Origin of the sequence: Halobacillus sp. GSS1 (assembly GCF_017307035.1) — a bacterium.
In the GTDB taxonomy this organism is placed as follows: domain Bacteria; phylum Bacillota; class Bacilli; order Bacillales; family Halobacillaceae; genus Halobacillus; species Halobacillus litoralis.
Window position 1 is genome coordinate 82,949 of record NZ_JAFLHE010000004.1, and the last position, 12,710, is coordinate 95,658.

Sequence of the window (12,710 nt, forward strand, 5' to 3'; positions counted from 1 at the left end):
GCACTTTTTGACGACATGAAGAAAACAGAAGTGTGATTATTCCATTGTTTTGACTTTTGATTTCACATGCATCAAAATATACTTTGGATAGAAGAGGTGAAACGATGTCAGATAAAATGAATCATGCGCGTTGGTTCAGTATGGCACTGAAAGCATTGATTGTCTTAGCTGAAAACGAAAGCCGTTGTCCGAGTGGAAAGCTTGCAGAAAAGCTAGAGTCTCAATCTGTTTATCTTCGTAAGATTTTGACTCACTTGGTCAAGGCGGGGGTCATAAGTGCGAAAGAAGGCCGTGATGGGGGATACACCCTTAGTAAAAAGCCTGAAGACATTAAGCTTTCTGAAGTGTATGAAGCCATTCGTGCTGAAACCGTGGTGAAAGACTACTTTGAGACGGAAGGGAAACACTGTTTTTCAGGTACTTCCCAACAGTCTCTATGTGATCTGCAAAAGGAAATGGAGACTTGGATTTTGGAAGGGTTACAAACGAAATCTCTATCTGATCTTATTGAACAGTAAAACGAAACGATAAGGTTTCGTTTTCTTTTTATAAGTAACTGTATTTGACAAAACAACAGTTAACAATCTATACTGTAACTGTTAAAGATACAGTTAAAGGAGTGCGGATCCATGTCCAATAAAACGATGAACAAAGAAGAATATCTCAATAAAGTGAAAGAAATCGATACGACGAAGGAAGCTCCGAAAGTCCTTGAAGATACCGATTTTCTGACCATAGCGAAAGAACGCCGTTCTGTACGTCAGTATGACCCGGATTTTAAGATTGAGCGTAAAGAAATTGAAGAGCTGTTGGAGACCGCGACGCTGGCACCGTCTTCATCCAACCTGCAATCGTGGCGTTTCCTTGTCATAGACGAGCAGGAAGAGAAGGAGAGACTGCTTCCCATTGCGAATAATCAGCAGCAAATCGTGGATGCTTCGGCTGTAATTGCTGTTCTTGGTGATAAAAAAGCCTATAAGAAAGCGGACGAAATTTATTCTCAAATCGCTGAAAAAGGCAATATGCCTGAAGATGTGAAAGACATGTACGTCAACAGCATCTTTGACAACTATGGAAACTTCCCTGAAGAGCGTCTGGCGAAAATTGCTCACATTGACGGTGGAATCGTTGCGATGCAGTTCATGCTCGCTGCAAAAGCGAAAGGATACGATACCGTACCAATGGGTGGATACGATGAAGAGCAGTTCTTGAAAGCTTTCCATGTACCTGAGGAATATACGTCTGTGATGTTGATTTCTCTGGGGAAAGGAGTTAAAGCTGGTTTCCAAAAAACACGTCTTCCTTTAGAAAGTGTTGTTAATTGGAACCGTTTTGAATGAAACGGTGATCCTTATAGTTTGAGTAAAAGTTACTAAACGAAAGAGATAGCTGCCTTATTAAGGCAGCTATCTCTTTTTTGTGTGAAGATTATGGCTGTCTAATGCGCATGACTCCAAAAGATCTGGTGAAAGTGTTGTTAACCTCCTGAGGAGTTCCCGAATACAATGTACATATTGTTAGGTTTTTTTACTATTCAATTGCCTATGGGCACACATACGCTATCATAAATGCTTAAAGAAAGGCGTGAATTTATGAATCCTGAACTATGCGAGTTATTGGCCAGGGGAGGGATTACCACCTGTTTTTTAACAGACGAAAATGGTAACCCTCTGGATCCCCTCACCCCTAGCTCACTCATTTGCGAAGAAATCACAAGACCAAATGGGAGAGAGAATGTTCTTGTAACTTTGCCGAGTGGGCAAGAGGTCACGTTGCAAAAAGTCATGATCCGTAAATCAGGTTATATCGTTGTAGAGGTGACGGACGGGACGGACACTTGTGTATCAGAGGCCATTTCCTTCTGCAGGATAGAAAGCTTGTTGCTTTGTGCTCCTGAGGGGACGGAAATTGTTTGTGAAGTTAGTAACTTCCAATGCTATGCCTGTGTAAATTGTCAGGAGGGTTTTTACGAATCTTTAGAAATCTTCTTGAATATTTGCCAGGATATCCAAGTAGTTACTGATGTAACTGTTGAATTGACAGGCGAGTTTTGTGAGCCAAGGGGTTTAATTGAACTGGATTCCTGCCCGCGAAACGTATCCTTACCACCGCAGTGTGATTTAGGATTTGGAAGTCAGATGTCTGAAGAAGATACTCCAACCGTTATTATTAATGAAAAGAATTCGGCTCAGAACATAGAGGTTTCCCAGGTGGAAAACCTGTGTATAAATACTCAAAAGGTTTATGACTGGATCGTCACACAGACGAATCTGGAAATTAGGAAAAATGCTGAAGATGCCCCTTTTGTATGTGAAATATGCCGCATCGAATTGTTTGTACCTGCTTTGATCGTTTGTGAGCGTGAAATATCAGGCATGGTGGTGTGTGATTGTGAGCCTGTTTCAGGAGCAACAGTTTTCTTTACGGCTTCCCCGGATATTGTAACTATTACGCCGGATCCAGTCATTACAGGTCCCGATGGAACATTTGTCGCAACAGTCACTGTACCAGAAGGAACAGAGCTTACGAATATAACGATTACAGCGACTACAAATGTAAACGATCAAGTCGTTTCAGACACGCAGCCAACCGCTGTTTCTTGCCCAGAAGAAGAATGTACTCTTGCATTATTTGGACCGGAATCCATTGACTGTAGTGGAATGGTCCATGGTAATATCAGCTGTGGAAATGGGACGATTGAGGGGGTTGAAGTTACCTTTACTGCAAACCCTGCTATTGTAGATTTTAACCCGAACCCTGCGACTACAGGAGCTGCAGGTAACTTCTTCACAGGTGTCAGCGTACCTGATGGAACACCTCCGACTGACGTTGAGATCACAGCTACAGCAACCGTCGACGGACAGATTCTCACGGATACCATCATTACAAACGTATCCTGTGAACAAGATTGTGAGCTGACGTTGAATGTCCCTGCTGAAATCTCGTGTGAAGGGGATATTACGGGCTCCATTTTCTGTGATGCTCTGCCTGTTGAGGATGCAGAAATCACCTTCAGCATTTTCCCTGAGATCGGTATTTTCGTTCCTAACCCTGCAACATCAGAAGCTGACGGAACATTTGCTACGACTCTCACAATACCTGAAGGAACTCCGCCAACATCAGTAGTCATTACAGCCACCACAACGGTTGATGGATCAACAGTCACTACGATGGTTGGATCAAACGTTGAATGTCCAGGAGAGGATTGTCCTTGTAAATTCCGTATTGGAGTTGAAGGAGGATCAGCACCTGCAGTCGTAGACATTACGGAGAATGGCTTTAGTGATACGCTGGAAGGGACGATCAACGTAACAGCGGTCCAGTGCTTTACTGCTAGTCCAATGTGTAACCCGGCGGTTGATAACTTCAACGTGGCCTTTGGTTCAGATGGAACTACCATTAACTTCATCCAAGGAAGAAGATTTGAAATTGAATGTGAAGGTGACTCATTTGCGCGTGTTCGAGGTACAGCGAGAGCACAGGGGGATGTATTTAGTGGAGTATTTGAAGTAGAAATTACCTTGTCCATTGACGAGATGAATATGGGAACGTGGACAGTATTCGCTACTAACTTCGCAGGAGATACATTCTTGACAACATTCATGGCCGAAGTAAACCCAATGACCTTCATTGGAGACTGTGAAGATACTCCGGCACTGCTTACAAGACTTAGAGACTGTTAGGTACCCAAGATTGGCAGTGTATCTAAAAAATTTAAAGAATCCGTCTAAGAAACTTTTTTCTTAGACGGATTCTTTTATTTATGAGAAAGCGGTTATCTCCGCTTTGAATAAGTAATCTTGTGGGGAGGAGGGAGCATATTTTTTGTTCCCATTTCTTTGACAGCCTCTAATAGACATGTTAGTGTTAAAAACGTTAAATAAATTCTTAACAAACTTAATTCACTTCAGAATTGGAGTTGATCAAATGAACGTAAATATAAAATTGAAACAATACATTAATGGGAAATGGGTAGACGCAAATTCAGAGAATACGCGTACGATTATCAATCCATTCAATCAAGAAACGATCGCTGTCGTTCCAGAAGGCGACGAAACAGATGCACAAGCAGCCATCGCTGCCGCAAGAGAAGCTTTCGATCACGGCGAATGGCCGACGACCCCGGCAACGGAGCGTGGGGCAATCGTACGTAGAATCGCTGAATTAATTGAGAGAGATAAAGAAGAACTAGCGAATCTAGAATCCTTGGATACTGGTAAAACAGTAGAAGAGAGCCGTGGAGACATGGACGATATCGCTGGAGTTTTCCGTTATTATGCAGAGATTGCGGATAAGAACGGCGGCGAGATCATCGATTCTCCAGTGCCGAACTCCATCAGTAAAGTCGTTCACGAACCGGTTGGTGTTTGTGGACAGATTACCCCTTGGAATTATCCTCTACTTCAAGCGTCCTGGAAACTGGCTCCAGCGCTTGTAACTGGTAACACATTAGTTATGAAGCCAAGTGAAATCACGCCGCTTACGCACATCAAAGTATTTGAATTGATGGAGGAAGCGGGCGTACCTGCGGGTGTAGCGAACCTTGTCCTTGGTGCAGGCGCTACGGTAGGTTCAGAGTTGTCCAGCAATGAAGACGTCGACCTCATTTCTTTCACCGGCGGTATTGTGACCGGGAAGAAAATCATGCAGGCAGCAAGTGCGAATGTGAAGAAGCTCGCTCTTGAACTTGGCGGGAAAAACCCGAATGTCATTTTCGCAGATGCTGATTTTGACCTTGCTGTTGATCAGGCATTGAACGGCGTATTTTTCCACGCCGGTCAGATCTGTTCTGCTGGGACAAGACTGATTGTTGAAGAAAACATTCACGATGAGTTCGTAAACGCGCTTGTCGAGCGAGTGAAGAAATTCAAACTAGGAAGCGGGTTTGACGAAGATACCCAAATGGGACCACTGATTTCCGCAGACCACCTTGCGAAAGTTGAAAAGTATGTAGAAGCAGGAATTGAAGAAGGGGCTACAGTAGCCGTTGGCGGTAAACGTCCGGAAGACCCTGAATTACAAAACGGATTTTTCTTCCTGCCGACGATTTTCACCGATTGCACAACCGACATGACGGTCGTCCAGGAAGAAGGTTTCGGTCCAGTCATCACAGTTGAGAAGTTCACGAAAGAAGAAGAAGCTGTGAAACTTGCGAATGATTCCATCTATGGACTTGCCGGCGGTGTCTTCACAAACGATATCGCAAAAGCAGAGCGCTGTGCAGCGAAGATGCGCATGGGTACGGTATGGATTAATGAATTCAACCTTTATTTCCCACACGCGCCGTGGGGTGGATACAAGCAGTCCGGAATTGGACGCGAACTAGGTAAATTAGGAATTGAAGAATATACAGAAACGAAGCATATTTTCCAAAACCTTAAACCAGAACAAATCAACTGGTTCTAAGCTGACCATTTATTTTTAACATTCATGATCAAACTCAGATAAAGGGAGAAGGGGGTACTTTGACCTCCTTCTGACCGAATTTAACATCAAGGAGGAACAGTGTATGGCTATGATTGAATCATATGATTACGTAATCGTTGGAGGCGGTAGTGCAGGTTCTGTAATGGGAAACCGCCTTAGTGAAGATGGCAAAAAAAGTGTACTTGTACTGGAGGCAGGACGCAGTGACTATTCTTGGGATCTATTGATCCAAATGCCTGCTGCTCTGCCGTTCCCTTCAGGAAAAAACCTTTATGACTGGCAGTACGAATCCGATCCTGAACCTTATATGAATGGACGCCGTATTCCTCATGCACGAGGCAAAGTACTCGGGGGTTCCAGTTCCATTAACGGGATGATCTATCAACGTGGAAACCCGAAAGACTATGAACGCTGGGGTGCCGACGAAGGCATGACCAATTGGGATTGGGCGCACTGCCTTCCATATTTCAAGCGTTTGGAAAATGCGCTGGCATCACCGGATGATGATATGCGCGGTCACGATGGTCCAATCAAATTGGAGCGCGGTCCAGCGAAGAACCCTCTCTTCCAAGCCTTCTTTGATTCAGCTGTAGAAGCTGGTTATAACCGTACCCCTGACGTCAACGGATTTCGCCAGGAAGGGTTCGGACCGTTTGATAAGCATGTGTACAAAGGGCAGCGCTTGTCCGCATCCCGTGCTTACCTGCACCCTGTTATGGACCGCGAAAATCTGACAGTTAAGACTCGTGCTTTCGTTACGAGCATTGACTTCGATGGCACCAAAGCAAAAGGGTTAACGTATAAACGAAACGGAAAAATGCATCAAGTAGAAGCGGGAGAAGTCATCCTTGCTGGTGGTGCGATCAACACGCCACAGCTTCTTCAACTATCTGGTGTAGGCGATGCGAAACACCTTCGTTCCCTTGGCATTGATCCAGTCGTTGATCTTCCAGGTGTCGGAGAAAACCTTCAGGATCACCTTGAAGTATATGTCCAGCACGCTTGCCCGGTTCCTGTTTCCGAACAGCCGAACCTTCAGAAGCGCCGCATGCCTTGGATCGGTCTGCAGTGGATGCTTGGACGTACAGGTCCAGCTGCGACGAACCACTTCGAAGGCGGAGGTTTCGTCCGTTCCAACGATGAGGTGGACTACCCGAACTTGATGTTCCACTTCCTTCCGGTAGCGGTGCGTTATGATGGACAAAAAGCACCGACAGATCACGGGTTCCAGGTGCACATCGGACCAATGTATTCCGATGCCCGCGGATCATTGAAGATTAAATCAAAAGATCCGAAAGAGCATCCCAGCATGGTTTACAACTATCTTTCTACAGAACAGGACAAACGTGAGTGGATCGAAGCCATCAATATCACACGTGAAATTATGTCCCAGCCATCTATGAAACCATACAATGCCGGTGAAATTTCACCTGGTCCTACGGTTCAAACAGAGGAAGAAATCCTTGATTGGGTAAGAGAAGATGCGGAAACAGCTCTTCACCCATCCTGTACAGCTAAAATGGGGCCTGAATCGGATCCTATGTCTGTCGTAGACCCGGAATCCATGAAGGTTCACGGACTTGATAACGTACGCGTGGTCGATGCATCGGCTATGCCTTACGTGACAAACGGAAACATCCATGCTCCTGTATTGATGCTGGCAGAGAAAGCAGCAGACCTGATCCTTGGCCGTCAGCCACTGGATCCAATCGACGCTGATTACTACCAGCATGGCGTTCACCCAGCGGAAGCAGGGACAGTTCCTAAATCTAAAAAAGCTGTAACCAAATAAAAGTCTATAGAGAAGGCCTCTATCACAATGTATGGCTTGAGAAGCGTACATGAATGATGGGGGGCCTTCTCTTTGTTATAGTAGGGGATTGATGATCCAGGATCGTGAAATAGAAGGGAATAAGCAGAAAAGAATCACGCTCCATCCCAAGAGGATGGAGCGTGATTTTTTATCAAGATAGAAGGAAATTCGGTGTTCATCTTACCATTAATTATACTGCGGTTCTTTCAGGGACTTGTTCCGTTCACTGCGGATGGTGGACTGAGCGGCTGCGAGTCTTGCCGATGGAACTCGGAAAGGAGAACAGCTTACATACTCCAGTCCTAAATCGTAGCAGAATTGAATGGACTCTTTTTCTCCACCGTGCTCTCCACAAATCCCTGTTTTCAGTGCAGGATTTGTTTCTTTGCCGAGGTTCACACCAGTTTCCACCAGTTTCCCGACGCCGTACTGGTCTAAGGAAACGAATGGGTTTCTCTGGAGCACATCGCTATCTACATAATATTGGAGGAATTTACCTTCTGCATCGTCTCGACTGAATCCAAACGTCGTTTGAGTTAGATCATTGGTTCCAAAGGAGAAAAAGTCAGCTTCTCCAGCAATTTGGTCGGCCGTAAGTGCTGCGCGTGGCGTTTCAATCATGGTTCCAATAAGGTACTCGAACTCCTGTCCTGTTTCCGACTGAACATGCTGGCTGATCCGAACGACCAATTGACGCATTTCTTTCAGTTCATTTACGTGGCTGACAAGAGGGATCATGATTTCCGGTTTCACGGCGATTCCTTTTTTCATGACGGTAGACATCGCTTCGAAAATAGCCAGGATCTGCATTTCGTAAATTTCAGGATGGATCATACCTAAGCGACAGCCACGGAGGCCTAACATAGGATTCGCCTCTTCTAATAATCGTACTTTGCGTAAAAGGTTTTGCTTTTCCTGCAGCTCGTTGGAGTCAGGACTTGTGATTTGCAGTTTCGTCACCTCAACAAGCAGTTCTTCTTTGTCCGGCATAAATTCATGAAGTGGTGGATCCAGCAATCGTATGGTAATCGGGTGGCCCTGCATCGTTTCAAAAATCTGTTCAAAATCCTGCTGCTGCATCGGGAGGAGCTGATCGAGATACTCCTTCCGTTCCGTGATGGATTCTGATAGGATCATGTTTTGAACGGTAGGGATGCGGGAGCTGTCCATAAACATATGCTCTGTACGGCAGAGTCCAATGCCACCGGCTCCAAACTCCAGAGCTTTCGCAGCATCTGTTGAATTGTCGGCATTCGCCCGTACACCCATTTTTCTTTCTTCATCTGCCCAGCGTAGAAGTAACTGGAATTCCTCTGAAAGTTCCGGTTCGATCATCGGAATTTCACCGAGGAATATTTCTCCGGTTGAACCATCGATCGTAATGATATCTCCGTGGTTCACAGTGGTATCCCCTGCAATGAACTGTTTGGATTCCAAATGAATTTTCAACGCGTCACATCCGCAGATACAGGCTTTCCCCATACCTCTTGCGACTACGGCGGCATGACTGGTCATCCCGCCCCGGCTCGTAACGGTAGCTTGAGAGGCGATGATGCCATGGATATCATCAGGCGTCGTTTCTGGTCGGACGAGAATCACCTTTTTTCCATCCTTGGACAGCTGATCGGCTTCATCTGCATCAAAGACGACCTGGCCGGTGGCTGCCCCAGGGGAAGCAGGTAAGCCAGCCGCTAATTTTTCTCTCTTGTAGTCAGGATCAATGCGGTGGTGGAGCAGCTGGTTGAGCTGATCTGGGTCCACACGTAAAAGAGCTTCACGCTGATCCATGATTTTTTCTTTCACCATTTCAACTGCGATACGAATGGCAGCCTGTGCGGTTCTTTTGCCTGTCCGTGTTTGAAGGATGAACAGCTTGCCGCGTTCTACGGTGAATTCAATGTCCTGCATATCTTTGTAATGGTCTTCTAACAGCTGACAAGTATCCACCAATTGTTGAAAAACATCCGGCATCTCATCTTTGAGCGTCGCAATCGGCTGAGGTGTACGGATCCCTGCCACAACGTCTTCTCCCTGTGCGTTGATCAAGTATTCCCCATAAAGTTTGGACTCACCAGTAGAAGGATTGCGTGTAAAGGCGACGCCCGTCCCGGAATCTTCCCCCATATTTCCGAAAACCATGCTTTGAATATTGACGGCTGTCCCAAGGTGTCCGGGAATTTGATGCAGGCGGCGGTACAGAATGGCCCTCTGGTTATTCCATGAGTCAAACACAGCCTGTATCGTAAGGAAAAGTTGTTCTTTGGGATCCTGAGGAAAGCTTCGTTTTGTATATTTGACCACAATGGTTTTGAATGCTTCGATGACTAGTTTCCAATCTTCAGCTGTCAATTCTGTATCGGAGTGGTACCCTTTTTCTTCACGGATCTCTTCCAACTGTTGTTCAAAAAGGTAGTTTTCTATATCCAGAACAACATTCCCGAACATCTGAATGAACCGGCGGTAGGAGTCATAGGCAAAGCGAGGGTTATTCGTAAGTTCTGCCATTCCTTTGACCGTTTCATCATTCATGCCAAGGTTCAAAACAGTATCCATCATCCCGGGCATGGAATGTACAGCACCCGAGCGCACCGAAACAAGCAGCGGATTGGTTGGGTCACCTAAGCGTTTATCTGTTTTGGATTCAAGAGTTTGAAGGGATTGTAATACCTGGGCTTTGACTTCCGGCGAAATGACTTCACCTGCATCATAGTACGCGTTACAGGCAGCGGTCGTAATCGTAAAACCATAAGGGACAGGTAAACCGATACGGGTCATTTCCGCTAAGTTTGCGCCTTTTCCACCTAGAAGTTCCTTCTTGCCGCTTTCTGCATGATCAAACATGAATACAACATTGTTTTCCATTAGGCAAAGCTCCCCCTTTTATTAAACATGGCCAGAATGATATCGGCCGTCTCTTCGATGGCTTTATTGGAGACATCAATGACTGGACATCCAATCTTTTTCATGATGTCTTCCGCACATGTTAATTCTTCAAAAATTCGATTCAATGAGGCATAACTAGCTGAGTTTGTTAACCCGAGTCTTTTTAATCGCTCTCTGCGAATGTCATTTAACTTTTCCGGTGAGATGATCAATCCCACGCACTTTTTTCTAGGGATGTTAAAAAGTTCTTCTGGAGGCGGGACCTCCGGGATGAGCGGGACGTTGGCCACCTTGAATTGCTTATTCGCTAGATACATAGAAAGAGGAGTCTTTGAGGTTCGTGACACGCCGACAAGAACAATATCGGCTTGTTTCAATCCTCTGACTTCCTGTCCGTCATCATACTTCACAGCAAACTCAATTGCTTCCACTCGTTTAAAGTAGTTCTCATCCAACTTTCTCATCTGTCCCGGTTGACGATTAGGCTGCATATTGAATTTTTCAGTGAACGCATTCATCAACGGATACATTAAATCCACCGCAATGATTTGTTCTTCTTCAGCCCTGTGGTCAAGGTATTCCTTCAAATCAGGAAGGACGATGGTGTAAGCGATGATGGATGGACGATACTTCGCCACTGTGATGACATTATTAATATCCTGCTCATCTTCTACATAGGAGAAGTGCTGGATTTCAACATCCTGACCAAAAAACTGACTCGCCACAGCTTTTACCATTAATTCAGCCGTTTCCCCGACTGAATCTGACACGATATACACCATTTCTTTAGTAGTCACAATCCATCTCCCTTACTTTTAGTGATGAGGAGGGCCGGGAAAGCGATGATGTTATGTACAGCTTCCTGCATTTATGCCCCTTTTATTATGTCACACTAATTGTTCTCATTCGTTTTAATGTGTCATACTATTACTGAATAGTATAGTATCATTGTTTTCATAGAGATACAACAAAAAGGTCGTTTATTGTATGGACTGTTTTTGAAAAGATCGATTCGCTTTCGGATGAAATAGAGAAAAACGTCAGAGGATTGCTATTGGACCAGATGAAGTTGTCTTAAGTTCTGAACCGTTATATAATGGGGATCAATCTTGTACATAAAGGAGGGAAATTCATGCATGCATTCACCTTAGACATCAAAAGTGAGGATAAGCACCTGCTTTTCATGATGTCTATTATTGGAAAATCAGCGGTCAGAGGGACAGGTGTGTCCTTTTTTAGCTGAATTCCATAGAGTGAACGTATGTATGATTTCCTTTAAATAGCGGAGGCTGCCACACGGGAATGATCACGTGTGGCTTTTTTATGTAGAAGAGAGGACGAATGACCATGTTTAAAACAAAACGCAGTATCTATATGCTGTATTTCTATATCTTTTTTGCTCAGTTGTTTTTTGACCGGGCCTTGTGGGTCATCTACCTCGGAGACAGAGGGATGACGTTCGGTCAGATTGGTTTGCTGGAAGCTTTTCTTCACTTGGCGATTGTCCTGTTTGAGGTACCCACAGGAATGATTGCTGATTTGTACGGGAGAAAAGTGAGCTTAGTCATCGGGAATGTGTTCAGTCTTTTTTATGGCCTGTTCATGTTGATCAGTGGTACCTTTTCGATGTTCACACTCGCCTTTTTATCGATGGGAATCATGGTTACTTTCCATTCTGGTGCGGAACAGGCATTTGCTTACGATACGTTAAAAAATGAAAACCGGGAGAAAGATTATACGAAGGTGATCGGAAGCATGACGGCTCTTGCACTATTATCCTTGAGCCTTGCTAAGTTCCTCGGAGGATTCATGGCAGAGATCAGCTGGGAATGGGTCTATGGATCAACCATCTTCACCCACATCCTTGCATTGGTTCCTCTGTTTTTATTGAAAGAACCGGAACGCGAGAAGACAGAGGACATCGGGGGACGATGGTATAACCAGTGGGTCCATCAATTTAAATTAGGCGTCGATGTATGGAAGCAGAATTCTGTCCTTCATCAGCCTGTCGTGTTGTTTATTCTGGCAAGTGCGGTAATGGTGATACTCGTTTTTTATGGACAGGAATACTTTATCCAGTTAGGTTACTCCTCTGTTGTTGTGGGTGCTGTCTTTACAGTGGAGGGGCTATTGGGTGTTGTCATGGCGAAAATCGCCTACAAGGTCGAAAAACGGTTTGAGTTTTTCAATCTTTTACATTACGGTTTAGGCCTGTTCTTTTTGTTTTTCATTCTGTTCATCTTCGCTGTGGACTGGGCTATTCTCTTATCCTTCCTATTCCTGGCACAGCTGTTGAGTTTATTCGAACCCATCTTCAGTTCATTTGTGCAAAACTTATTAAAAAGCAATGTCAGATCCACCTTCTTTTCATTGATCGGTTTAATGGAGAGCTTTATCATTATGGTCAGCTTTCCAATGTTCGGATTTGCCATTGAGCGCACAGGTTTCACCAACGGTTTTGCGGGTCTATTGCTGATCTTTTTTACGATGACAGCAGGATTCCTTATGGTTCAAATACTTAAAAAGAGTTAATTTAGGAGCCTTCCCAATCTAAGGGTGAGGCTCGTTTTTCTTCTCTCTGTTTTAC

Annotated in this window: 8 protein-coding genes; 6 read left to right on the plus strand and 2 right to left on the minus strand. The window is 44.8% G+C overall.

Annotated elements, in window-relative coordinates; translation table 11 throughout:
* Positions 1–104 precede the first annotated feature (104 nt).
* The 5 genes from J0K78_RS10715 to betA all read left to right on the plus strand — a co-directional run bounded on the left by J0K78_RS10715 (position 105) and on the right by betA (position 7,219).
* Positions 105–518: an RrF2 family transcriptional regulator gene (locus J0K78_RS10715; RefSeq protein ID WP_206946856.1), complete on the plus strand. Its 414-nt coding sequence runs from the start codon at positions 105–107 to the stop codon at positions 516–518.
* Between the two features lie 111 nt (positions 519–629).
* Positions 630–1,340: a nitroreductase family protein gene (locus tag J0K78_RS10720; RefSeq protein WP_206946858.1), complete on the plus strand. Its 711-nt coding sequence runs from the start codon at positions 630–632 to the stop codon at positions 1,338–1,340.
* 252 nt (positions 1,341–1,592) lie between these two features.
* Entirely contained in the window at positions 1,593–3,683 is a 2,091-nt protein-coding gene (locus J0K78_RS20090; RefSeq protein ID WP_483300000.1) for a BMQ_0737 family morphogenetic spore coat protein, read from the plus strand.
* 244 nt (positions 3,684–3,927) lie between these two features.
* Entirely contained in the window at positions 3,928–5,406 is a 1,479-nt protein-coding gene (betB, locus tag J0K78_RS10730) for a betaine-aldehyde dehydrogenase (protein WP_206946860.1), read from the plus strand.
* Between the two features lie 109 nt (positions 5,407–5,515).
* Positions 5,516–7,219 carry a choline dehydrogenase gene (gene betA / locus J0K78_RS10735; protein ID WP_206947244.1) on the plus strand — a complete coding sequence of 568 codons (1,704 nt, stop codon included), beginning with the start codon at positions 5,516–5,518 and terminating at the stop codon, positions 7,217–7,219.
* A 207-nt stretch (positions 7,220–7,426) separates the two neighbouring features.
* Here betA and ppdK read toward each other — a convergent pair whose 3' ends face one another.
* Entirely contained in the window at positions 7,427–10,102 is a 2,676-nt protein-coding gene (gene ppdK, locus J0K78_RS10740) for a pyruvate, phosphate dikinase (RefSeq protein WP_206946862.1), read from the minus strand.
* Entirely contained in the window at positions 10,102–10,920 is an 819-nt protein-coding gene (locus tag J0K78_RS10745) for a pyruvate, water dikinase regulatory protein (protein ID WP_206946865.1), read from the minus strand. The genes ppdK and J0K78_RS10745 overlap by 1 nt, the downstream gene beginning before the upstream one ends.
* Before the next feature lie 550 nt (positions 10,921–11,470).
* Here J0K78_RS10745 and J0K78_RS10750 point away from each other — a divergent pair.
* Positions 11,471–12,655 carry an MFS transporter gene (locus J0K78_RS10750; RefSeq protein WP_206946867.1) on the plus strand — a complete coding sequence of 395 codons (1,185 nt, stop codon included), beginning with the start codon at positions 11,471–11,473 and terminating at the stop codon, positions 12,653–12,655.
* Positions 12,656–12,710: the final 55 nt, after the last annotated feature.